This window comes from Paenibacillus sp. UMB7766-LJ446 (assembly GCF_030226665.1).
GTDB lineage: Bacteria > Bacillota > Bacilli > Paenibacillales > Paenibacillaceae > Paenibacillus > Paenibacillus vandeheii.
Genome location: NZ_JASOYM010000007.1, coordinates 286,603 through 311,607 on the forward strand (window position 1 = coordinate 286,603; position 25,005 = coordinate 311,607).

General features: G+C 39.7%; 22 protein-coding genes. 5 read left to right on the top strand and 17 right to left on the bottom strand.

Annotated elements, in window-relative coordinates; all coding sequences use genetic code 11:
- Positions 1-5: 5 nt before the first annotated feature.
- Entirely contained in the window at positions 6-905 is a 900-nt protein-coding gene (gene lipA, locus QP794_RS19090; RefSeq protein ID WP_024634402.1) for a lipoyl synthase, read from the bottom strand.
- A 254-nt stretch (positions 906-1,159) separates the two neighbouring features.
- On the opposite strand from lipA, the gene QP794_RS19095 reads away from it, so the two are divergent.
- Positions 1,160-2,179 (top strand): M23 family metallopeptidase, encoded by a 1,020-nt coding sequence (locus QP794_RS19095; RefSeq protein ID WP_483311929.1) that lies wholly within the window; start codon positions 1,160-1,162, stop codon positions 2,177-2,179.
- A 119-nt stretch (positions 2,180-2,298) separates the two neighbouring features.
- Here QP794_RS19095 and yunB read toward each other — a convergent pair whose 3' ends face one another.
- The 4 genes from yunB to zwf form a co-directional block, all read right to left on the bottom strand.
- Positions 2,299-3,174 carry a sporulation protein YunB gene (yunB, locus tag QP794_RS19100; protein WP_285078489.1) on the bottom strand — a complete coding sequence of 292 codons (876 nt, stop codon included), beginning with the start codon at positions 3,172-3,174 and terminating at the stop codon, positions 2,299-2,301.
- 206 nt (positions 3,175-3,380) lie between these two features.
- A complete protein-coding gene (gene fsa, locus QP794_RS19105; RefSeq protein WP_024632668.1) occupies positions 3,381-4,025 on the bottom strand; it encodes a fructose-6-phosphate aldolase in 645 nt (214 codons plus the stop codon).
- 87 nt (positions 4,026-4,112) lie between these two features.
- Complete coding sequence (gene gnd / locus QP794_RS19110; RefSeq protein ID WP_163761027.1) at positions 4,113-5,006, bottom strand: phosphogluconate dehydrogenase (NAD(+)-dependent, decarboxylating); 894 nt, start codon at positions 5,004-5,006, stop codon at positions 4,113-4,115.
- Between the two features lie 404 nt (positions 5,007-5,410).
- Entirely contained in the window at positions 5,411-6,865 is a 1,455-nt protein-coding gene (gene zwf, locus QP794_RS19115) for a glucose-6-phosphate dehydrogenase (protein ID WP_285078490.1), read from the bottom strand.
- 415 nt (positions 6,866-7,280) lie between these two features.
- Here zwf and QP794_RS19120 point away from each other — a divergent pair, with 415 nt between their 5' ends.
- Positions 7,281-7,601: a winged helix-turn-helix transcriptional regulator gene (locus QP794_RS19120; protein WP_024632671.1), complete on the top strand. Its 321-nt coding sequence runs from the start codon at positions 7,281-7,283 to the stop codon at positions 7,599-7,601.
- Positions 7,602-7,649: 48 nt separating this feature from the next.
- Here QP794_RS19120 and QP794_RS19125 read toward each other — a convergent pair whose 3' ends face one another.
- Both QP794_RS19125 and QP794_RS19130 read right to left on the bottom strand, forming a co-directional pair.
- Complete coding sequence (locus tag QP794_RS19125) at positions 7,650-8,042, bottom strand: helix-turn-helix domain-containing protein (protein ID WP_285078491.1); 393 nt, start codon at positions 8,040-8,042, stop codon at positions 7,650-7,652.
- 113 nt (positions 8,043-8,155) lie between these two features.
- Positions 8,156-8,494: an AraC family ligand binding domain-containing protein gene (locus QP794_RS19130; protein ID WP_285078492.1), complete on the bottom strand. Its 339-nt coding sequence runs from the start codon at positions 8,492-8,494 to the stop codon at positions 8,156-8,158.
- A gap of 109 nt (positions 8,495-8,603) precedes the next feature.
- Between QP794_RS19130 and QP794_RS19135 the strand changes: the two genes are divergently transcribed.
- On the top strand, positions 8,604-8,771 hold the full coding sequence (locus tag QP794_RS19135) for a hypothetical protein (RefSeq protein WP_350338881.1): 168 nt from the start codon (positions 8,604-8,606) through the stop codon (positions 8,769-8,771).
- Positions 8,772-8,837: 66 nt separating this feature from the next.
- Here QP794_RS19135 and QP794_RS19140 read toward each other — a convergent pair whose 3' ends face one another.
- Positions 8,838-9,995 (bottom strand): Gfo/Idh/MocA family protein, encoded by a 1,158-nt coding sequence (locus QP794_RS19140; protein ID WP_285078493.1) that lies wholly within the window; start codon positions 9,993-9,995, stop codon positions 8,838-8,840.
- A 111-nt stretch (positions 9,996-10,106) separates the two neighbouring features.
- Here QP794_RS19140 and QP794_RS19145 point away from each other — a divergent pair, with 111 nt between their 5' ends.
- Positions 10,107-10,973, top strand: a complete 867-nt coding sequence (locus QP794_RS19145) for an AraC family transcriptional regulator (RefSeq protein WP_285078494.1) — start codon at positions 10,107-10,109, stop codon at positions 10,971-10,973.
- A 74-nt stretch (positions 10,974-11,047) separates the two neighbouring features.
- On the opposite strand, the gene QP794_RS19150 is transcribed toward QP794_RS19145, so the two are convergent.
- The 5 genes from QP794_RS19150 to QP794_RS19170 form a co-directional block, all read right to left on the bottom strand.
- Complete coding sequence (locus QP794_RS19150; protein WP_285078495.1) at positions 11,048-11,809, bottom strand: DUF3600 domain-containing protein; 762 nt, start codon at positions 11,807-11,809, stop codon at positions 11,048-11,050.
- The gene (locus QP794_RS19155; RefSeq protein ID WP_483311930.1) at positions 11,796-12,383 is read right to left on the bottom strand and encodes a sigma-70 family RNA polymerase sigma factor; all 588 of its coding nucleotides are present in this window, start codon (positions 12,381-12,383) and stop codon (positions 11,796-11,798) included. Before QP794_RS19155 ends, QP794_RS19150 begins: the two co-directional genes overlap by 14 nt.
- A gap of 237 nt (positions 12,384-12,620) precedes the next feature.
- A complete protein-coding gene (locus tag QP794_RS19160) occupies positions 12,621-12,950 on the bottom strand; it encodes a nuclear transport factor 2 family protein (protein WP_285078497.1) in 330 nt (109 codons plus the stop codon).
- 175 nt (positions 12,951-13,125) lie between these two features.
- On the bottom strand, positions 13,126-13,920 hold the full coding sequence (locus tag QP794_RS19165; protein WP_285078498.1) for an SDR family oxidoreductase: 795 nt from the start codon (positions 13,918-13,920) through the stop codon (positions 13,126-13,128).
- A gap of 72 nt (positions 13,921-13,992) precedes the next feature.
- Positions 13,993-14,292 carry a DUF1330 domain-containing protein gene (locus tag QP794_RS19170; protein ID WP_285078499.1) on the bottom strand — a complete coding sequence of 100 codons (300 nt, stop codon included), beginning with the start codon at positions 14,290-14,292 and terminating at the stop codon, positions 13,993-13,995.
- 199 nt (positions 14,293-14,491) lie between these two features.
- Here QP794_RS19170 and QP794_RS19175 point away from each other — a divergent pair, with 199 nt between their 5' ends.
- Entirely contained in the window at positions 14,492-15,406 is a 915-nt protein-coding gene (locus tag QP794_RS19175; protein WP_285078500.1) for a LysR family transcriptional regulator, read from the top strand.
- A gap of 550 nt (positions 15,407-15,956) precedes the next feature.
- Here QP794_RS19175 and QP794_RS19180 read toward each other — a convergent pair.
- The 4 genes from QP794_RS19180 to QP794_RS19195 all read right to left on the bottom strand — a co-directional run bounded on the left by QP794_RS19180 (position 15,957) and on the right by QP794_RS19195 (position 24,383).
- A complete protein-coding gene (locus QP794_RS19180) occupies positions 15,957-19,700 on the bottom strand; it encodes a YobI family P-loop NTPase (RefSeq protein ID WP_285078501.1) in 3,744 nt (1,247 codons plus the stop codon).
- 988 nt (positions 19,701-20,688) lie between these two features.
- Entirely contained in the window at positions 20,689-22,983 is a 2,295-nt protein-coding gene (locus tag QP794_RS19185) for an nSTAND3 domain-containing NTPase (protein ID WP_285078502.1), read from the bottom strand.
- A 178-nt stretch (positions 22,984-23,161) separates the two neighbouring features.
- Complete coding sequence (locus QP794_RS19190) at positions 23,162-24,088, bottom strand: reverse transcriptase family protein (RefSeq protein ID WP_285078503.1); 927 nt, start codon at positions 24,086-24,088, stop codon at positions 23,162-23,164.
- The gene (locus tag QP794_RS19195) at positions 24,063-24,383 is read right to left on the bottom strand and encodes a helix-turn-helix domain-containing protein (protein ID WP_110002396.1); all 321 of its coding nucleotides are present in this window, start codon (positions 24,381-24,383) and stop codon (positions 24,063-24,065) included. The genes QP794_RS19190 and QP794_RS19195 overlap by 26 nt, the downstream gene beginning before the upstream one ends.
- Positions 24,384-25,005: the final 622 nt, after the last annotated feature.

The window sequence follows — 25,005 nt, forward strand, 5'->3', positions numbered from 1 at the left end:
CTCCATCATGCGTGAGATGCCGATTTTTCCGTATTTTTCGCAGCGGATTTCACTTGTTCATGGGCGTGGTAGGAGCTGCGGACCATAGGTCCGGATTCGACGTGGCTAAATCCTCGCTTCAGTCCTTCCTGCTTCAATGCCGCGAACTCTTCTGGCGGATAATACTTCTCCACAAACAGATGCTTCTCTGATGGCTGCAAGTATTGACCAATCGTCATAATATCACAATCCACAGCGCGCAGATCATCCATCGTTTGCAAAATTTCATGATATTCCTCACCTACACCAAGCATGATGCTCGATTTCGTTGGGATATTTGGCTGCATTTCCTTGGCACGAGCAAGCAGTTCGAGTGAACGCTTGTATTTCGCCTTGGCACGGACTTTGTCCGATAGCCGCTCTACTGTCTCGATGTTATGGTTCAAGATGTCCGGTTTGGCATCCATCACGATCTGCAAGGAATCCCGATCACCCAAAAAGTCCGGAATCAGCACTTCTACGCTGCATAAAGGCAAACGACGACGAACCGCCTTTACCGTCTCTGCAAAAATCGTTGCTCCTCCATCCTTCAGGTCGTCACGCGCTACACTCGTAATTACGCAGTGCTGAAGATTCATCTGTTCTGCTGCTTCTGCCACGCGTTCTGGTTCCTGCAGATCAAGTTCTGTTGGCAAGCCGGTATTCACCGCGCAAAAACGGCATGCCCGTGTGCAAATGTCGCCCAAAATCATAAATGTAGCCGTCCGATTGGCCCAACATTCGTAAATATTCGGGCACCGTGCTTCCTCACATACTGTATGCAGCGTTTTGGAACGCATCATCGTTTTCATTTCCTGATAGTTATCGCCGGTTGTCAATTTGATCCGAATCCAGTCCGGTTTCGGTTCTTTAACACGTTTAGCCAATGCATAAACCTTCTTTCTACTGAAGTTAGGCTGTTGCTCGGAACATATTATACCATGAAAGCGTTGGAAAAACCCCCATTTGTCACATCTTGTGCATTCATGTCTTACATGGATAAAATGAAGACTTTTGAAGAACGCTAGGTTATAGCTTGGTTCATCGGGCACCATGTGCATCATCTCAATGGAAAGGGGGCTGCTTCCCTGTGCAAGATGGCTTTACATCGCGGTTAACTTATTCCTTTTGGATCAAAACATTGCTTGCAGGCACACTGCTTCTCCCATTCTTGCCTGTTGATGTTTACGGTGAACCCACCGCCGCTGATTCCAAACCTCAGGCTGTAGAGCAGAAACCAGAGGACATTTTCGCTGCGCGCCGACATCTGTATGAAAGCATTGGTCAGATGACCCACATTCCCTGGTACAGGCTCGCGGCAATCGATCAATATGAACGAACTATCTCGCGTGCACATCCGAAGGATCGTAAACACCCGGAAAGGCTGACTGGCATATTCATGACCTCCCCAGCCTGGAGAGGCTGGCTAAATCCTGACGAGACGGATCAACATCCGGGTTCAATTGTCTTTTTTAATGGGTATGGTCGTGACGGTTCCGGTGACGGTGTAGCAGATGCCAATAACGATCTGGATGTACTTTACAGCATGGCCTCCATTATTCAGAATTATGGGACCAAGCCGGAGGACTTCAACATCGCTCTGTGGGAATATTATCATAACTCCAGAGCTGTGCAGCGCATTCAGCAATTCGCGAAATTATATGAGCATTTTGACAGCCTCAATCTGTTTGGACACGCCTTTCCCGTCCCGCTCGGAACCAACTATTCGTATCGCAGCACTTGGGGCACCAAACGCAGCTGGGGCGGGTACCGTATTCATGAAGGCACGGATATTTTTGCACCACATGGACTGCCTGTGCGCAGCACCTGTTACGGTGTTGTGGAAATCAAAGGCTGGAATCCGTTTGGCGGCTGGCGTATCGGCATTCGTGATTTGAACAATCATTACCACTATTACGCTCATTTATCGGGCTTCGATAAAAACGCCCATATCGGCGAAGTGGTTACCCCTGGTCAGATTTTGGGCTGGGTAGGCAGCTCAGGGTATGGAAAACCGGGTACGCAGGGCAAGTTCCCCCCTCATTTGCATTATGGCATCTATCGGGACAGCGGGTTACACGAATGGTCATTCGATCCCTATCCGCATCTGAGGCACTGGGAGCAGGAAGAACGTAAACAGAAGAATGCCAAAAGCAAATGAGCTACAATAAATGTGGATAAATGATGAAACTGCATATTTCACAATAAATGATGTTTAATGCAAAGCGGGACCTCCATTAAGAGGCCCCGTTTTTTTATTCAATATTTGCCTTTGATTCATTAGTGGTTCACATCCAAGTCAAGCTGCAAACCCTCATTTGGATCTGACAAATCCGGCTCAACCTCCAATCCATTTCCGTTCAGACCGTTTGCTGGAGCCTGCTGTTGATTGGGAGAGGTTGAATTAGGCGTCCCTCCATGACCACTGGACACACCCGTCTGACCCGATGGCAGTGCTATAGCGGGTGCATTGCTTCCGTTGCTGCCCACCGGCTTGCCCTGATTATCGTAGTAGTACATTGGCACATCGCCTACTACCAGCAGGTAGGATATCGGAATTTCCGTATCAACAGTCTCGGGTTCCATGTCAAAGGGCACCACCACCGCTACTTCGGCAATGATGTGAATGTACACTTCCACCAGAATCATGTTAATTCCCGCATTCTGCTGACGTGTGTTCAGATCCACCTTGACGGCTCCCTGAGGCTCAATACGAACCGGTATACTTGGACCAAAGGAGGCCAGTACCGGACTGCCCAACGCCTGCCCCAGCGGTATTTTTTCTTTTAACATATGCACGTTCTGCAAAGTGGACTGCACAATGTTCATCGTACTCGCGGTGATCCGCATATGCTCATCGTAATTCAGCATGAATCCGGACACTTTCCCAGCCGTATCGGTTTTCCAGTCAATCAGCCCTTCGGTGGATTTGCCTTCGGAAACCTGCGCTGTAATGGCCTTGTTGATCGCTTCCGTTGCAATTTGCTTTACTCTGATTTTTGCCAGATGCATGATGGGCGGTTTCATTTTCTTATCGACATAGGCAAAACCCTGCATCAAACAGAATGCTGTTACCAATACAATAATCAACCACATTTTGCGCCTGCCACTTGGCGGCTTGCGGCGTCTTCGGCTTCGCCATCGTCTTCTCATCATCGGGCGTCCCTCCCCTGCGGGATGAGCTATAGGCTATATATTATCCTTATGCACTGTTGTCCCGAAAAAGAAGGACAGCACCTGCTCGTACGCGGATATCATCATGCACAACCAAAAAAGCCTTCCGCCAGCAGATTTGGTCTGCAAAACGGAAGGCTTTTTTATGGAATATGGCTCTGAGAATTCAGGCCACTGTCCTCATTTTATTATTTCGGAACGGATTCCCAATCTTTGAGGAAGCGCTCAATGCCGCTGTCTGTCAGTGGGTGTTTCCACAATGTTGGCAGAAGCGAGCCCGGAATAGTGGCGATATGCGCACCGGAAAGTGCTGCATCCTCCACATGTTTGATATTACGAATGCTTGCTGCAATAATTTCGGAAGGCAGATCGTACGTATCCAGAATGAGACGCAGATCTCGAATTAGCTTCATGCCATCCACCGCAATATCATCCAGACGGCCAACAAATGGACTGATGTACGTTGCACCAGCTTTCGCCGCCATCAGACCCTGTGCTGCAGAGAAGATCAGCGTTACATTCGTTTTAATTCCTTTTTGAGTCAGTTCATGACAAGCATAGAGTCCATCTTCGGTCATCGGTAGTTTAATCACTACATTCGGCGCCCACTCTGCAATTTCATAAGCTTCCTTCAACATATCCTCGGCTTTAAGTCCAATCACTTCAGCACTGACCGGGCCTTTCACAACGCCACAGATCTCCTGAATCACTTCTTTAAATACGCGACCTTCTTTGGCAATCAAAGACGGGTTGGTTGTGACTCCATCTACCAGACCAAGACGTTCGATCCGTTTGATTTCTTCAACATTACCTGTATCCAAGAAAAATTTCATGATATGTTCCCTCCACTTGATGAATTTTGTAAACAGCTATACTTATCATTACCCGATTATCCGTATATGTTAACAGTTATATATGAATTAATTTTTTTCTACAGCGTGGCCGCCGAATTCATTACGCAATGCTGCGACAACTTTACCTGTGAATGTGTCTGTTTCCAGGGAGCGATAACGCATCAACAGGGACAAGGCGATAACTGGCGTAGCAGTTTGCAGGTCAAATGCTGTTTCAACTGTCCAACGTCCTTCACCGGAAGAATGCATAACCCCTTTGATTTCATCCAGGTTCGCATCTTTGGAGAATGCACGTTCTGTCAATTCCATCAACCAAGAACGGATAACGGAACCGTTGTTCCATACACGGGCCACTTGTTCGAAGTCGAAATCAAAGCCGCTTTTCTCCAATACGTCGAAACCTTCACCAATGGAAGCCATCATACCGTACTCGATACCGTTGTGAACCATTTTCAGGAAGTGACCGCTACCTGCTTTACCAGCATACAGGTAACCATTTTCAACGGAAGTATCCTTGAACGCAGGCTCAACGACTGCCCAAGCTTCAGGATCGCCACCGATCATGTAACATGCGCCATTACGTGCGCCTTCCATACCACCGGATGTACCAGCATCCATGTAATGAATGCCTTTAGGTTTCATTTCTTCGTAACGACGGATGGACTCTTTGTAGTGTGAGTTACCCGCTTCAATGATGATGTCGCCTTTTGACAACAGTGGGCTTACTTCAGCCAGTACAGCGTCAACCACGTTGTGGGGAACCATGATCCACAATACGCGTGGAGATTCAAGGGAAGCCACCATTTCTGCATAGGAAGATACACCTGTTGCACCGTATTCTTTCATTTCATTTACAGCTTCAGCATTAAGGTCAAAAGCAACCACTTCATGTTTGTGGTCAATCAGGTTTCTGCCCAAGTTCAATCCCATTTTACCTAATCCAATAAGTCCAAGTTTCATTGCTAAGTTCCTCCTGTTATGAACATTTCTAATTTTATCTGGCCAATTCCAAAATAAGTGCTTAACCATGTGGCGCAGCAGCCGTTCCGGTTACGAATCGTTCTTTCGATTGCTGTTGTCTCCATATTTTTTTGATTAATAATGTTAATTGTTAAAATATAGAGACAAAGGCGAACGCTTCGCTTCTTCAGAATCGATTTCGTCTCCTTCACTCCTCGCGCGTAATTGTTATGAACTGATTTAGATTGAGCCAACTAATCTATATCAAAAATTTTCGCGGCCTTCCGGGTATTACCGGAAGGACTTATGCAAAATTGGAACGGTGTAATTTATTAAAATTTGCATATTATCGAGCAGAACGGATTGTACCGTTCTTTTCTCTTATGCTCACTATTTCGTTTCACTTACCACCAACGGTAGCCGTTCTCTGCGATCAGACGATCTGCGGATTCAGGTCCTTGCGAACCTGCGCTGTACGTATCCAGTGGCACACTGCCTTCCTGGAATGCTTCCAGGATCGGTTGTACCCACTGCCAAGCCAGTTCAACTTCATTCCAGTGAGCGAAGAATGTAGAATCGCCACGCATCGCGTCAAAGATCAGGTTTTCGTAAGCTTCCGGAATGTTGCGCTCACCTGAGTTGAAGTTCATATGCATTGGTTCCACTTCGCCTTGGTTGAGTGGGTTTTTCGCATTCAATTGAAGCGAGATGCTTTCCTTCGGACCAATTTCAATCGTCAGCAGGTTAGGCTCTGTTGTATTTTCGGATTCATGACCTGTTTTGAGCGGAGCCTTGAATTCAACAACAATTCTGGTCGATTTTTCAGCCAGGCGTTTGCCTGTACGAATGTAAATTGGAACCTCGCTCCAGAATGGATCATCGATCCACAGTCTCGCAGCAACATAAGTCTCATTCTGAGAACCAGCTGGAATACCAGGCTCGTCCAAATATCCCACAACAGGAGTACCTTGCAGTTCGCCTGCTCCGTATTGGGCACGAACGACTTCGGAAGCGATATTCTCTTTCGTCAATGGACGAAGAGCTTCAGCAATTTTCTGCTTTTTGAATTGAATTTCTTCAGGTGTGCAGCGTTTTGGCAAATGCAAACCAATCATCATCAGCAATTGAAGCATATGGTTTTGGAACATGTCACGAAGGGCACCGCTTTGGTCATAATACGCGGCACGTTCTTCCACACCAACCGTTTCACTCGCCGTAATCTGTACATTGGCAATGTAACGGTTGGACCACAAAGCCTGAATGACCGGATTTGCGTAGGTAAGAGTTTCAATATTTTGTACCATCGGTTTACCAAGGAAATGGTCAATACGGTAAATTTCTTCTTCTGCAAAAGTATTGCTGAGTTTCTCATTCAGTTCACGCGCAGATTGCAGATCGTGTCCGAATGGTTTTTCGATGATGAGTTTCTTCCAGCCTTTGGTGTTACCCAAGCCGCTTTCTTGAATGTTCAGTGCAATGGGCTCAAAGAATTCCGGTGCTACCGACATGTAGAACATGCGATTTTCGGGAATATTCAGCTCTTGCTCACGCTTCTGAACCAGTTCCAGCAATTTGGTGTAATCTTCAAGCTTCGTATTATTTAAAGAACAATAACGGAAAGCTCCAATGAAATCGCGAACCTGAGCTTCTTCTTCCGGTGTTTGACGGGAGAAGGTATGCAGTGACTTTTCAACATTCGCTTGGAAGTCAGCATCCGACAATTCGCGCCGTCCAAGACCGATAACGGAGAAGGATTTTGGCATTTTTGAATCAATGTACAAATTATATAGTGCAGGATAAATCTTGCGTTTGGCTAAATCGCCTGTTGCCCCGAAGAGGACAAATGTCATTGCGTCCATTGGAGTGCCTCCTGTGATCTGTGCAGTATAGTATATGATGATGCAAAATGTTCAAATCCAAGCATGACAAAAGACGGAATTAGTGGGGGAGTTCCCCGCCTTACCTCCGCTTGTGTATCCGACCTGAATTAAACATGGAACATTCCTTCTCTCCACAACCTTAATCAAGGTTATAAATTGTAACCAATTGAATTGACGTTACCCATATTACACCTGTCGTCACAATTCGTCAACAATCGTGTCCAACCTGTGAACACCAGTGTTTATAGGGTTTTTATTTAATGTTAACGCTTTATGTGGTAACATTAAGAACAATTGGTATGTGACATTTTACACATAGGGCTTGTGGACACTCAGGTTACAATAAGTATACTAATGCTATAATAAGCATAACTAAACCAAAGGAGCACTTATTATGAGCGATGATGAGAATGCCAAGCAAATATGCGAAAAGGTGGAACAGTCTTATCAGATCATTGGCCGGAAATGGGTAGCCCTCATTATTCATACATTAATGGAAGAACCCAAACGATTCAGTGAAATTCACGCTTATATCCCGGACCTGAGCAAACGGGTACTTAATGAACGAATGAAAGAACTCGAGGAAGAGGGACTTGTCGTGCGTCATGTGGTTACGGAACGTCCTGTTCGGACAGAATATATGTTGTCCCGCAAAGGTACGGAGCTGGGGCGCGCATTAAGCGCCGTGGAACGGTGGGCCGATAAGTGGCTGTAGCACTACTGACGCTACTTTTAATAACATCAGCAGTTAACCTTATGTGATTTAATGTCTGCTGCTGCGTTCCAAATGCTGCCGATACTGTAGCGGAGTGGTTCCCGCCGATTTGCGAAATAATTGAATGTAATAAGATCCATTCGGGAATCCCGCCCGCCTGCCAACCTCTTCAACGGACAGAGTTGTCGTTTCCAGCAGAAAATAAACTCGCTTGAGCCTTTGGGCTGTGACGTAGTCCGTTATACTGCTTCCTGTTTCCTGCTGAAAGATACGGGAAGCATAAGACTTGGATAAGTGGATATCGTCTGCCAGATGATCCAGTCGGATTTCATCTATATAGTGCTCTTCAATCCAATGCATCATCTTCTCCCCATGCCTTAATTGACGTGATTCGTCTAAGTGTGGTTGACTCGCCTGTTCCCCATCATTTTGTTGATCCATAACATTTAATAGTTGTAGCAAAAACAGCACGGATTCCTCCCATTCTCCCCCAACCCGACTACGTGACTGGTGATAACTTCTGTATACCCAATCCAGCTGATTCATATATGAACTCAAATTAAAAACCTGCTGTGGATTTCTTCCTTTCCACAACCTCGAAAAAAAAAAGCAAGGCGATGCGTGAACGCTTCCAAATATCGGTCCATTGCAATAAGCTCTACATAGAAAATTTTCCTTTCATACGTGGTATCTGGATGAACCTCGGCATAGACATGATGCAGTTGATATGGCTGAAAAAAGAAGAGTATACCTTTAGGAATAGGATAGGTATGATTATTCAAAACCACAATGCCTTGCCCTTCTTGTCCTTCATGGACAAAGAGGATTTCCCCGCATTGATGCCAATGATAATATCCTTTGAAGTCGTTTATTGCCTGAGATGAAAAAAACATTGGGGATAAATGTCCTCATTTTACAGGCGATGATGGCAAGTATGATAACATCAATACCGATTGGTGGGTTTCAGGTTTCTGGCCGGGTATGCTGTGGATTATGTAAGATATGACAGGAGAGGAAAGCTATCGGGAGGCGGCAGGTAAATTCATTCGTGCGTGGAATGAAGACAAATATGGCTGGGTCATCAATGATTGCATGCTGAATATCTCTCTATTGTTCTGGGCTTCAGAAGTGACGGGAGACCCTCGATACAAACATATTGCCAGTGAGTAGGATTCCAATCAAATGAGGCCAGATCTCACAATATCTGTGGATCTGGCCTCATTTGATGTTATACAACTAAGACTCCAACTTGCCCCCCAGGGTAATACTCAAATCCTCGAAGTTCTCCACCACCGTCTTTTTTTCATAAAAGTGCACCGCATGTTGCATCATCCCTTCCCTTGTATAAAAAGCATCCTCCACCTTCAAAGGGAAAGTCACCTTCTCTCCAGTACTGGACGATTTATATATCCCTATGATCAACTCCAGCGTATTTCGACCACTTTGTCCATCCACCAAAAGGGGTGATCCAGTCACAATCGCGTCTAGCACATTCTCCACTTGCCCGGCATGTCCTGCATGAATAACATCCGGTAATTCGTCAGCGAGTTTCTGAATTTGTTGTTCCAGTTCTGTATTCGATTCCGGAAATCCGTTACTCCGAGCCGTTGAAGCAATGACCTTCCAAGGTGCAGATACCCTTGCTTCTTTGCCCTGAAAAATCAACTGCTGTTCCTCTCCGTGGTGTACCACGGAGCTGGTAATCATACCAAGTGCTCCTTCTTGGAAACGAAGCATCGCTATGGAAATATCCTCTACTTCAGCATTATCATGCGCCGTATTTGCCATCATGGCCTGCAATTCCACAGGCGGACCCATCATCCAGAGCATGGCATCGATATGATGCACGGCATGGTTAAGCGTGCAGCCACCGCCTTCCTTTTCCCATGTACCACGCCACCACAGATCATAATAACTATGGCCTCGCCACCAGAACGAATCGACCTGCACGTGGACAATGGGACCCATAAGTTTGCTATCCAGTACATCTTTGAGTTTCATCATTGGAGTCGTAAAACGATTCTGCGCCACAACCGACAGCAACTTACCACTCTCTTGTGCCGCTTCCAGCATCATATCCGCCTCTTGTAAAGAAGAGGCCATCGGTTTTTCGACCAGCACATGCGTACCAGCATGGAGAAAATCACATGTGATCGGTGCATGGGTATAAGGAGGGGTACAGACCGAAACCAAATCAATGTTTTGATCCAGTAATTCATGGTAATCGGTAACAGCTTGTGCTCCCTCCAAACCATAATCGTTAATTCGCTTCTGTGCTTTTTCCGCGTACATATCCACTACAGCTACGATCTGGCATCGTTCAGGAAATGCCAAATACGCTGTAATATGCGCTGTACTGATTGCGCCTGCTCCAATAATGGCCACTTTCAACATCGATGCATACCTCCCTTTTCCCTTCACAATACACAATAATAAAGCGCTTTTATGCGTTCATCTTGTGATAAAATAAAACTATATTGCGCTCTTGAAGAGGAGGCATTCCTAATGCCCATCATCACCGAAGATCAATTTAATTTGGCATACCGTCGTACCTCCACAACTGCATTTCGAGAGGTTTTTCACGCTCATTCACAGATAGAAATCACGTATATTCATGATGGACATGGACAGTTGATAACAGAGGGACAGGCATTCCCTCTTGAACCAGGTACACTGATGATTTTCCGTCCATTTCAACTGCATCGGATTCAGATTCAAGTCACGAAAGAGCATCCCTTTATTCGCAGCGTACTGATGTATGAGCCGCACCTGCTGAACCCACACTCTCGGCAATTTGCCGTTTCAAATCGTTTCATATTAGACCTTCTGGGGCAAGCATCTCCACTTCAACCGATCCGTCTTGCCGCTGCGTCCCCGCTAGTTCACATGATTGAGCAATTTGCCAGCATTCTGCCTTCGCTACTTCCACATGAAGCGGAAGAGGATATACGACTTTTTTTACTTGGACTTCTCGCACAGCTTCGCTACCTTTGGAAAGATAGGCAGTATCCCAGCTCTAATACGCTCCCAAAAGATCCTCCCGTTCTGCATCCTCATGCCGAAGCTGTCATGCAGTGGATTGAAGAGCACTTCAATGAAGCTTTTCGTCTGGAGGATATCGCAGACACACTGCATCTCTCGCCTTATCATCTGTCCCATATATTTAAAAAAGCTACCGGGACCACCATCGTTGCTTACGCTCAGGCCACCCGTATTCGGCATGCTTGCGTGTTGCTCACAAGTACCACACATACTGTTCCGGAAATAGGCCACCGTGTAGGTATGTCCAGCCCATCTTACTTTTGCAAAGTTTTCCGCAATGCAACAGGCACCACGCCGCATCAGTATCGACTTAATGTGCAGAGCAGATAAGAAGATATCCTACAAAACGAAAGGAGCAAAAGGAATGGCTTCCTTTGCTCCTCCGCTTCCTTAACATTGTTAAGTTACTCGCCCGGCTTGCGTACATCCAGTCCCAACTTCTCCAAGAAGGGATAAATCTGCTCGCGTACCTGCTCCAGTTCTTCCTTCTGCTCCGCAGACAACCGCTCTTCATGAATGCTCCCATCCCGATCCATCACTATGGCTTCATATTGCTTCATATGTTTATACAACAGCTTGAACTCGGTAAACTGCTCCTTGGAAAACTTCGTCTCTGCCATTGCTAACTGTTCCTCCCAAAATTGCTCTTGGGCCAAAGGTTCTTTTGAAGAGTCTACACTTGCTGCTTCCAGCTTTGTGAAAAATGGTTCCAGTTCTGCAGTAAGACGTTTAAACTCCATCTGTTCTGTGACACTCCATTGCTCGGGGTGCAGCTCTCCTTGTTGATCCGCATACTTCAAAGACATTTGCCCCATTTGCTTCATCAGACCCATAAATTGATTGAATTCCTCTGCGCTTAAATGTGCCTTGGCTGTCTGCAGCTTCGCTTCCAGTCTCATATAATCCTCTGATGTTCCACCCACCGCTGATATATTCTGCTGTGAACCATACATTCCGTCAACAAGAAAGGTATACCCAGCGTAAGCTCCCGTGGGAATGATGAGTACAGCAGCCAGCAGCATAGTAACTAGCCATTTTTTCCGATGGTTTTTGTGACGTGATTCACTTCGAATTGCATTCATGACTTTATGTTTTGTTCTCTCAGGAATGTTCCAATCTTTCGTGTCTTCCTGGAAGGATGCTCGCAACTGTTCATCTAGATTCATGCAGTTCCTCCACCTTTCCCCGAATACCCGGATTTAACTTCTGTTTCTGCCTCAGCTTGGTTAATGCCGCATGAATACGCGATTTCACCGTTCCCAGTGGAATTCCCAATATGCATGAAATCTCCTCTTGTGTGTACTCGTTCAAATAGTGAAGAGTGATGGCCTGCTGCAGCTTGTATGGCAATCGGTGCACCTGTTCGAGCAGAGGACGATTTGCCAGTTTGTTGATTAAATCACCGGAAAAATCATACTCCAGCCCCGTATCAGACTTCTCCATCCGCTTGTTAAAACGAAACTGCATCAATCGTCTACGCCGGTAACTTCGGACCTGACGCATCGCCACACCCATTAACCAAGGACGAAAGGCTCTTTCCGAATCATATCGCTCTAAGGACTTGTATGCCTGAATATAGATTTCCTGTACCAAGTCTTCAGCTTCAGAAGGGTCACGAATCAGAAAACGAACAGTTCGATACACATCCATCACCGTCAGCTCATATAACTCGCCATAAGCTTCATAGTCCCCAGCCCGGGTTAATTCCACAAGTTCTATGTACTTTTCTGTCTCACTCATCATCCATCTCCTTCCTCTTCTCACTATATATTGGCATACCCGCTCCATATCGTTCGATTTATTTATTTCAACTTTCCATGACCAAGCAAAAAAAGCCTATTCCTCACTCATCGTTCGAGTTGGAATAAGCCTATATTTCTCACTTCATATTTCTTTCAAAATGTTTTACACCTCTTCTGGAAGAACCGGCTTATTTTACGAGTCTTTTTAGTCGGTGAATGAAATTGGTAATTTGAATTATCCAATAATTTTCAAACCTGCAATTATATCATTGTTTACGGAGAAGTGAAAACCAAAAGGGAATGGTCCTCCCTCAAAATCCCCCGTTACAAGAGTACTTACAAGGTAATTATCACCAGTACCAGTAACCTCTTTAATCTCAAGAGTAACATTCATGCCGATATAATAGGTATCTGCCCACTCTTTAATTTCTTTTAGGCCGGAAAATTCACGGCCATGATCACTAACAACACTAGAATCATTGAAAACGGACAACAGGATTTCCGTATTGTGATCATTTGTAGCTCCAATAAATTTTTGAATCGGGTTTGCTAATGATGTTAACATACATATCTCTCCTATCATTTAACCTCATTCCATGCATTGAACTTCTGCTGCAACGAAACCAGAAACGCCAGTTAAATCTTCCAAGTATTCCACCTGAGCTAACCCCATTTTCTCTTTTACCTCCGTACTTTAAGGAAGGATAGAGTTTAGTCATAAAAACTACGTCTTCGTAAAGTTAAACTGTAGGGACAGTTCCTCCATCGATTACATATTCGGCACCGGTAATCGATGCAGCACGATCAGAAGCAAGGAACGCAACAAGCTCACCAACTTCTTCTGGATATCCAGGACGTCCAATTGGAATACCTCCCAGGGCATCCATAACCGACTGGAGCGCACTTTCAAAGCTTCCTGTCACCTGAGCAATATTCTCCATCATAGCGTCAGCAGCTGTCGTTTGGATAAACCCTGGGGATACACGGTTAACCCGGATACCTTTTGGAGAAAATTCTTTAGAAAGGCTCTTACTATAGTTACTCAAAGCCGCTTTTGCTGCAGCATAAGGGATCGTTGACTCAATCAAAGGTAAAACTCTTTGGATTGACGAAATATGGATAATGACTCCCTTTCCTTGTTCAAGCATCAATGGAATCAATCCACGATCCAATCGAACGGCCGCCAGAAGGTTCCAGTTCAAAGATTCAATCCAATTTTCGTCACTTGCTGCAAGAAAACCACCAGGAGGTGTGTTATTTCCTCCAACATTGTTGACCACAATATCAATGCTACCGAAGCGATCTTTAACAGCCTGAACGACTTTCTCGACGCCTTCTTTGGTAGTTAAATCTGCTTGTACAAACAAATTTGGATCGGCCAGATCCGTTGGAATCGAGCGCGCAGTCGTTAAAACTGTCGCTCCAGCTGCGGCAAATCTTTTGGCGATCGCTTCGCCCATCCCTTTAGTTCCGCCTGTCACCAGTATTTTTTTTCCTTCATATTCCGTCAATGGGCTTGCATAAGTAATTGCCATTATTTATCCTCCTAAAATGCATATAATTTTTATAAATCATCTAATACTTACTTTTTGTAGAATTCTTAATGATTAATTGCCACTAGATATTCCCTCAATAATGATTCCTCTGTATGTCCCGCCTTTAAGTCGATGTTTTACGGCATCTTGGTAAGCTGGACTATAATACCATGCCTTGGCTTCTTCAAAGCTTGGAAATTCCAGCAGAGCTGCACCTTCAACCTGCGGTCCTTCAATGACTTCATGGGTGTCATACATGGCGAGCGGTTTAACTGGATGACCAGCAAGTCCTGCGGGAGCTTTGGAAGAATAAACTTTTAATTCCTCAGGTTCATTAGTCTGCTCGCGAATAAAAATAACGTATGCTGACATTAATACAACTCCTTTCTGATTTTGTCCTCCATAGCATTACTACGGTTCATTACAGGGCACCCTGAGAAGGCAGCCGCTTTCTTACATTTAGCTAAGCGTTCTTTAAGCACAATCTTATTTTAAGCTTGATTAAGATGTGCGTCTAATTTATAGTTTTCATAAAATCAATTACTAATATTAATGTAAAGAAGGTGCTTGTATGGAGCTTACGCAATTAGAATATTTTCTAACCGTAGCAAGACTTCAACATATGACTATGGCTTCTAAAGCATTAAATCTTACTCAACCAGCTTTAAGTCACGCTATATCTAAACTCGAAAATGAACTCGGTGTCCCGCTTTTTGAACGTAATGGCCGGAATGTTCAGTTAAATCGGTACGGGCATATGTTTAGCAAGTGGGTTGAAGAAGCATTAAAAAACATTCAAAATGGCATTCAGGAAATTGACGAATGGTCTAATCCCGAAACCGGCGTTGTTCACGTATCTTATCTTAATATTTTGGGAGTAGACCTGGTTCCTTCCATTATTAGAGACTATCAAGCACACCATCCTAAGGTTCGGTTTGATTTGTATCAGGGTAACCACGGAGATATCAATGAATACTTGGATAAAGGCACATCTGATATGCTAATTACTTCTAAAGAATCAACATTGGATAACCATGAGTGGATTGCCATTCGTAAATTACCTTTGTTTATCGTGGTTCCAGCTAAACATCACTTGGCTAATCGATCGAGTCTAAGCTTATTTGAATTATCTGGAGAACCCTTCGTAGGGTTGAAAAAAAATTGTGGATTAAAGGCCACTATAACCACACGGTTCAAAGATACCAATTTCGAACTCGCTTCCACCTATGACGCCGAGGATTTGATAACAGTCGCGGGTTTTATTAAAGCCGGTCTTGGAGTATCTGTACTCCCTCAAACATTGGGACTTATGTTAGACGGCTTAGTATGGATTCCCATTGAGGAAAACGGATGGGAATGGGAAGTAGTATTAAAATGGAGAAAAGATCGTTACTTGTCTCCCGCTGCCAAAAGGTTAATTGACTTTATCTCTAATCCAAATATGGTTTTCCCATTAAATGAGTCACCTCAAATCACAAGTAAATGAAACAACAGAAAAGCGACCCTTAAGGCGTCGCTTTTCTGTTGTTTCATTTTGTCGTAGCACTACCAGTTATTATTACTTTCAGTTATTATTACTTTCAGTTATCATTACTTTTTGTATACATACTCGCATTCACCTTGTTGCTTGTACATGTCCCAATACACTTCAGCCATTTTTTTCGTATCAAAATATGTCCCTTGTTGAACAACCCCTGTATGGACATGTGAGTTATATCATCAATTGAGACTAAAATAGCCCAGTTTAGCCGTTTATTATATCATTAATTTAAAATTCCTATAACATGAATTCAGATAAACGAGAAAATTTTATAATATAAAATGGGATAATTCCCCTTCCTTCTCCTTGCAGTTATTTAAGTTGATCACTCAATAAAGATCAGTTATTAAGTTACTCTCTTCCATGAATTCATTTTTATGCTTATTGTAACGACGTAAAATACTTTCTTTAAAATTACTCTTATGAGCCTACGCCCCTAAAAAAGAACATCTCGTACACTAATTGTACTGAGATGTTCTTAGAACGCATTTTATCATTAGACGGACTCGGACTCTTGAATCTTTACTTTCCCCGCAGCTCTATAATATTCTTGACCATCAACAGATTCCGTTTTATAGTCATTAATCCAACCTCTTCGAATAAATAGTTCAAGAAGTTGTTTGTTGTTTGCACTTTTCTCAAACCTAGGTCGCTTTCTGTCAAACAAATCATAAAATTCTTTCAAACCTAATTCAAGCAAACACTCCTTAACTTGATCCAAAGACAAGAAATCAAATTGATCCAAGAATAAATTAAACTTAAGCGAATATTCAACATCTCCAGTCCCAATTAGCTTTAACAATAGTTGAAATGGTACTGAGTATCGATTTCCAATAATTTGAGATATATGTCTAGAAACAACTTTAGCAATATTATTTGATAATAGATGACTATATTGATGGTAACCTTGAACTATTTTAGCAAGATCATTGATCTCAAAATTATTCAATAAAATATAGGAAATTAACTTTTCCGAATATTCTTTTTTGTCTAACACAGAGATTGGTACTTCATATCCTTCCAACAAGGATAGTTTATGCTCATCTGTTATGGATTCGCTCTCTAACAAATTTAATAGATAATCATTGGAAAGAAGATTTTTTTGCAACATCTCTTTTAAATATATGTCTATATTTCTTGTAATAAAATCGACAATATGATCCGGGTAATTTTCCTCTATAAATGTTAAATTTGCTTCGCTCATGTAAATTACATTGTTCCGTATAAGAATTTCAATTTTATGATGTGAAATATCTGTATGACTAAACTTTTTATAATGCATGTTGAAACCTTTAATCAACATCTCATACTTATCGTCCTGTATTGAAGTGCACACCACAATTTCTTTAAAAATATTTCCCTGGCCATCTCCCATATAATCTTTAAACATGTCTTCATTAAATATCAAAGTCTTATCATTTTCGTTGATGAATTTTATCAAGGTATCATCCAAACCTATAGTACTTAAATAAGCTAATATGTTAACCTCTGTATAGCTAATCTTCCCTTCATGGACAAGGTGTCTACTAATCGTCTCATTAGTTATTTTTGACAGATCAGTAACTAAAGTTCTCAAACTTTCTATATATTTCTCCTTATACTGGGGGAATAAATCCCGATTATTGAGGAGCTCGACAACAACATTCTCTTCGTCTTCTATTTTTCCATGGCTAAACTTTAGATAAGTCCTCACGTACAAGTTCATCCTACTCAAGATATATTTAACTACTGGCTCTTCCTTACGTGTATTTAATAAAGAAAAATTCTTATGCACAAAGTCTTCAGAGTACTCTAACTCGTATATCTGCTCCAAAATAAGCGAAAGCATAGGGAAATTTATATCATAATATGATCCCATGTATATATGATTGAATAATTCTTTATCAATATTCTGCAAATTTATAAGCTTGAATCTTATATTTAATAATTCGCATGCATCAATTAACTTATCAACATTCGGATTAATGATATTTAAAAAATCTTCTTGGCTTGAAACATAGTTAGTAATACATTCATTAATATTCTGACTAAGCAAGTCTTCCTTTGAGGAGTAATAAAAACTATTCAATAAGTAGAAATGTTTAGTATGATCAGTAAATTCAATATTTTTGAGCAAGCCTTCTGCAAACTCTATCCAAGAATTATTCACTTTAGAAACAAGCAAACTTACGTTAGTATTTATACTCGAATCATGTTCACAATAACCAATAATAAAATCGTATCTGCTCCCTCTTTCAACGTGCTTTAATAAGATTGGTAGTCTGTAATCATTATTCTCCAGCATAAAGGTTAACAAGTTATAATTCAGTATTTCTTCATTCTTCAGCTCTGCATCTCTAATCCTAGACAAAACAAGAGCAGCGTTGTGTATGGGATATGAAAACTCTTTACCATTAAGATCTGTTACACTTCTTAAAAAGATTTTATCACCGCGAGTAAGACTGTTTTCCCTAAAATAAGTCATGTAATCTTGATAAGACTCATCAATGTATCTATTTCTTATTAGATACTTTATAAGATCGAAATACGGACTTGATTTTATGTCTTCAAATTTATTCTCAATACCTACGCCATTTATATAAGTTATATTGAAAATATGACTCATATTTTCTTTTGAGATTAATTGATATAACCTCAAGCTTTCAACCTCAAGTAACTGTTGTTTTAAATCTTTGATTTTTTGTTGTAAATCACTTCTGTCACTGGCCCTTTTTAACTCTAAAAGTTCTTTACGTTCTTTAAAATGTTCATTGTTTAAAACCTTCTGATACTCATCTTCAAAATTAAAACTCTGCCAACGATTATAATTAGCATTAAAAAAAGAAATTTGTTCAATATTTTCTTTGAGAGCTTTTATAAACTGGCCTTTGTTTTCGAATTGATTGACCGTTTTATCATTAACTTTTAACATATAATTAGGGAGAAAATATATGGATTCCAATTCATCAATATTCTCAATATGTTCGTTATCTGATGCTTCTAAAAGAAGGGTAAGCTCATTTATTCTTTGTTCAAGCTCTATTCTTTTTTCGTTTATTAAAGTACTCTTCTTTTGCATGATACTATAGACAAAGCCTTTATTAAGTTGCAGTTCACTGAAATCATAAGGGAATAAATTTTTATACGTAATTATAGCTAACAAGCGATTTGGGTCCAATTCTGTAGATTGTATTCTCCCATGATAAATCAAGTATTCATTATATAAATTCTTTAGAAGACGAAGGTCATCAATATAGAGGGAGATGCTTTTCAAGAAAAAATCATCAAAATGACTCAAAATCCCTCCTTCATTGAAATACTCTACAAGTTTATCATACGAGTTTGACCCGTCCACGATAGGAACTATGGGAATAATAAAATCAAAGAATTTAGTTCGATCTTTTGAATTAAATGTGTCGTCTTTGATTAAATATAAGAATATTATTTTAATAGAAGATTTACGATTAATTAAAACATTTACCTCACGAAGCTTGGCAAATATTAAATTCGTATCAAACCTGTCAATATCCTCGAATATAATTACATCAGCATTAGCATTTTCGAAGAGGTAAAGTACTTCATTGAGATATTTATCAAAATAGGATTCATTCGTATTCTCAAATATTTCTATTTCTTGTCCTTGAACCTTTAGTTTCCTAAAAAAAATCTTATTAACACTGATCATTTGGATCACTTTAAAAACTACATATGTACAACCAATGGTCAAAATAAAGCCCGCAGTAACTAGAGAGGTATCCAAAGTGGTACTACCTAAAAACTTCTTTATCCATAAATCTGGAGAATTTGATACAAATAAGCGCCAAGAATTAAATTTCCATACATAGCAAGCCAACAACACTGTAACAACAATAAAAAAAAGATGTATTATTATGCTTACCAAAGAAACATTTTTTTTTACTTTAAAATGGGTCTGTGGTATATTTTCAGGTTTTATCTGGTGAATCAATTGATTAAGAATTTTGCCTTCTATAGTAGCCTCCTTTGTCTTTTCACTATGATCTTCTGTTAAGGAACTCGACTCAAGATTAGAAAAATTAGCGAGAGAAATATTTAGAAATTTTTTATCCTTTTTTTTCTCCTTATATGTTTCAATTATGCTACTCTTACCCGCACTGTAAGCCCCTGTAATTGCTATATTATGTATGTCATCTTGAGATATTGCGAAGTCTAAAGCTTCTTCATATATTTTTATATCTGCGTTTTTCTTAGGAGTTAATTTTTGAAATTCATATCTAATCATACTCATCCACCCATTTTTTAAATTGAAATAATAGAGTTCAAACTTTCTTTATAAAGTCTCTCCTTAATTTTACTTATATAATTGAAAATGTACACTGATATATAGAATAGCTTTTTGATTGGGATAGTGACTACTATTCCAAATAATCAGTCACCAATATTAGATTGTTTAATAGACATACTCAACCGCATTTTCTAAATATTATTCAGCGCATGCTACAGGTACTTTTTTACCATACCGTATGTCAAATAATTCTTTAATAACCGTAGGATGATAACGATGCAATAGATACTGGTCTTAGTTTCTCATAACTTCCAATACAGGATATCAGATATAGTCTGTCCTCGCGTTAAAGCAGTGTGAATTTATTCAATAATAAACTATCAGTGTTGGTTTCTCCTTGAACTATTTCTACCTTTCAAAGTTTTCGTGTACAATAATACGCAATCGCTCTTCTAATGCGCTCTCTGTTCATTAAAAAGACACTAGTTTAATGTATCAAATTTGCCTATATTATTGCTTGGAATACGGAGCTTCCATATACAAAACTGACAGATGAAGTTAAATTTCAAATTCAGATAGCGAAGATTATGAAGAATAATAAGGCAAACTGGAATGGGAAAAAGCATTAATCCGATGTGGTATCAAAATTGGAAATAAATAAAGCCATAAAAAATCACAAGTAGAGGTGAAAATGAATAAGATCAATACCAATCCAATCTTCTTAGCAAATAAGGATTCGAGAGCGAATTTTGTAGCCTCTAAGCGCTCCCCAAGCCTCTGAATTGTGAGTGATTCTTGTATAGCCATAACAGATTCCTTCTTTCAGAAATACTGTTTAACAATAAAAGACACCACTAAACCCAGGTATCCCTGTGTCTTAGTGGTGCTTCCTCTTGTTATCTATATAATATTTTCCTATAGTATTAAGTTGAGTGTGAGTTGCCAACTTGGCATTCCTCACATATTACAACTTCCATTTAAAATATCACTCATATGGATCTTTTAAACCTTCGAATAATGAATCTATATCACTATCTTCATTTCTGTTTCCAAAATATTCCCAATCATTATATTCATCATAATCAGGTTCCGGCTCATGTAACAATACGGAGAGTTCATGTCTCTTATTCTCAATCTCAACCACCAGATCTTCAGCTGTTTCAATCTCTAGTAAGTTGTTAATTTCTTCGAACACACTCAAATAATCTTCTAATTCGACATAACTTGATGCCTCATCAAGATAATCATAAATCTCATTTTTATGAAATTCTTTAAAAAGACCTTTTAATTCAATAATCTCTGACTCATCAAATTCAAGGGGATATCCACTAAGGAAATCAGTAACAATATTAAAAGTGTAAATATTGTCTAAATTGTTCCACAGAACCATTTTAAACATTTTTATCCATCCGCGTTGTCCTTTGATACTTTGATAATTATATTTATCGATTTTTGCTAAGAAGATTAAAAAGTTCTTACTATCCTGCTTTGTAACTTTTACAGCATTATATAAAACCTCTTCTAAGTGATTTATTATTGGAATTATAGTTCTTGATGGAATGATTGTTGATAAATCCAACACATAAAAGAATCTATCAAACAGCGAGATAGAATCCTCACCGCTATTATCAATTTCATCCCATGGATTTGGAGCAGGTTTTATCTTTAAATCAGGGGAAGTAAAGCATCTTCTTATGCTCTCCGTGTACGATTGAAAACTATCACGAACAAATCTTTTATTAACATCTTTCTTATTTAAAAAGTTCCATAGTTGAATGATTTGGTCAAAGAAAACCGGCGACTGACATAAATAAGAAAATTCTATCATGTGTGATGTCATATAATTCTCCACAAAATCTTTTATGGATGGGTTGTTATACCTTATAACATGATCACTTTCATAATCCGAAAAACTTATATTAATAAAATTACCTTCGAGTTCCTTAAGCGCCTTGTTAAAGTCTTTAGAGTTGGAATGCTCTTCTTTAACTTTTTCAAACGAGTCCAAAGCCTTCTTTAAATTACTTAATAAAATATCAGCAGGCAAAGAAGCCATTACAAGTAACAAGTTTCTAGAACAATTAGATATTTGGTTATTAAAGGGATGCTCCCAAATTCGCAATGGATTATTTAAATTTGAGAGAAGATTTTCAACATAGTTATCTGGTTCATCATTATAATAAACGGTCATCTGTTCGATAATTCGAGGGCTATAATTAGTATGATTTATAATTCTTAAATAATTCTTATTCTTTAAGAGTTGTTGTATGACCTCTCTGGGCATTTCTGAGAAAAAGAAGTGATTAAAAAGAATCCTTGCTTTGTCCATTTTGGTATAATCATCTAAATCTATTACACACTTTTGAAAATCAAAATTTGAAGTTTCTAATTTCTCATAAATTAATTTGGCCTGATTCAGAATGTATTCCCTTGTAGTCAGGACAAATTTAGTATTTTTTGATTTTTTAGTCAATGATATGAATTGTAAGATATCTGAATCTTCTTGTTGATTTAATTTAATTTCAAGACTAGTCTGACCGAGAAAATCATCATAATAAAACATCTGTTTCTTTTCCTGATGATATAGTTTGAATGCTTCATTTATATTTGTAATTTTGTAAATTTCATAATCGTTCGCCATATAATCTAGGATTAATATATCTGCAAGTGTTGTTTTTCCAATACCCGGAGCTCCTGCGATTATGCAATAATTCATTTCTGTTAAGATATCTTTTGCTAGGTGAAAACTTTGATTTTGCACATAAAGGCTTATTTTCTTTTTAATATTATCCACAGCATTCTCAGACTTATTCATAACATCATTGTGAATTATTTTGTCAAGAATATTCTGGCTAGATAACCATAACTTAAAGTGTTTCCTCTCTATTTCTGGATATTTAGAAAGTAAGTTATTCAAATTTTCAGCTGAAAAAATATCTTCTGTACACTTAATAAATGGCTCAAAAATTTGTTTTATTTCTTCTTTGTTTTTTTGTGTTAATCCCTGAGATGTGACCACAATATACCGTGAGGGCTTTAGTACTAGAACCTTTTTAGCTTCTTTCTTTAATTCTGTTATAAGATTCGAATATGTTGATTTTAGATAATGCTTACATTGGACTATAAGTGATTTGTCTTTTGATGTACTACTTTTTAGATCTATACCTCCGTCCCTTCCACTTTTGAAATTATCCAAATAAATGTCTAAATGCTTTTGCAATAAGTCACGTGTCAATAGTTCAAAATCGTCGCTTGAAAGTGTGTCAAAACTATATTTCACTAAGCACCACGTTCTCCTTTAATTTAAGATGTGCTCTCTCCGTTATTGTAATGCTAGTCGAAATTTGTGTTTTAAGTTTAGGGACGAGACTTAAACGGGTTACCCCAACTAAGCTGGAGCGCCCTAACCTGCTTTGTCAGTTTATTGCGACTTTTATTTCAGCTTATCCTCAAGCTAATCAATTTAACATTCTTTCAGCTAATTTATTCAGTTCAGGAAAAGCAAGTTTTTCTATAATTCTTGCTGCCTTCACTCGACCATTAAAAGACGCTCGTTGTTTTGTACTCAATTCTCTCCCCTTCTGTAACACCAATTCAGAGTCTCTCTTGATTTTCATCTGTAATGTATTGGGGATCAGAAGTTCATGATTTTTTGATATTGTTGTGCCAGTAACAGGTTTAGCTTTATTCCGTGAATAATAATTCGTTTTAGAGTAACTTGGTTTATGATCATATTTCCTTAAGAGAATATCTATCTCTTTTCTTAACACATTCACTTCAAAAGGTGTGTCACTTGAAAAGGTCATATCATCTACATATAGAGAAAAAACACAACTATGTTTATTAGTAGCAATAGATTCAATTTCATGGAACATGCGATGGTAAGCATAATATGCAATGAGTTGGCTTGCGGGACTACCAGTGGGGATACTATTTTGAAAAGTAAGGATATCAGTGACTACTTTTGCTGTATCTTTAGACATTAACATCTCTTCAGTGAAGAAGCGAAAAACATACTCTCGCTTAGTATTTTTATAGAAGCTTTTTATATCCATACACAATGCATAATTACAATTCTGATGCATTTTCCCATTATCTATGTAACTTTTCCCACGTTCTCCAGATATAAGCCAATCTGGACGCTCTATTCTAAGCAACAGATTGTGGATTCGCTTCTGTAAGTCCTTAAGTTTTTTGTTAGGAGCTGTTATATCACGATCTTTTTTACCCTCAGTTCGGAGCGAGAATGATTTGTAATGTACAAGCTCATTAATCTCTCTGAGTGTTTCATAATCAACTTTTAAAAAATACGCGAGTTGTTTCTTACTCTTTAATTTATAGAATACACATTGATTTAGCTTATACCTTTGTACTATTCTCGCCATTGGACTTCACCTCATCCTTGGACATGACATCAATGAGCTTAACCATCATCCTCTTAATAAATTCTTGAGGTTTATTAGTTTTTAAGGCATCGTCATGATCCTCAGATAATAGAATCAAGGTAGATACCTTCATATCAAAAATTTTGGCGTACTTTTCAAGTATATCCAAAGATGGTTTCTTTTTATTATTCTCAATTTCGGATAAATAACTTGGAGAAATATCGAGTTTCACACTCATATCTTTTGCTTTATACCCATAGATACTCCGCGTTTTTTTTAAGATATCTCCAATCATTTTCATGCCACCTTTCATATTAAAAAATAAAATTAGGTGAGTTTCCCATTCGCGCTCATTACTTTCGCAGATCTCGGAGAACATCTACTAGCTTCGCAACTACCAGTGCTAATTCTAGAAATTTAAAAGTCCATTTGAAAACATTTATTCCAATAATGACAAAAAAACTCCTTTTAACTCTAGACCGATGTCGTTTTTTCCGTGATCTCCTTGAACGTTTTCCGATTGAGAGATTCTTCTTGGACAGTGATTTATTCTGCATATGCAGCTCCTTCCGGAACTAAGGAGTTTAGTTATCTTAGTTCCCTCCCGAGAAGAAGTTGGTGCCAGAAGAACGCCCACCTAATTCCTTTCGCACCGCGTGCATCTCCTGGCGCGCGGTGTAATGAGTTTGGCGCATCAAGATGCTCAGCCGTGCGGCCAAGCCTACATGCATGCCCTCATAGGGTAGAATATGATAGAGTCATATTCCTCGAGTGAATAACGAATAGCACTCCAATGTATGGGAGTTGACCTGTGTTTGATAGATAAGTCTACTAACACTTTCACTGCACCCATAGTCTACCATTAGTATGTTTATCCTGTAAAGGATAATCTTCGTAAATAGCGAATTTTATTTACG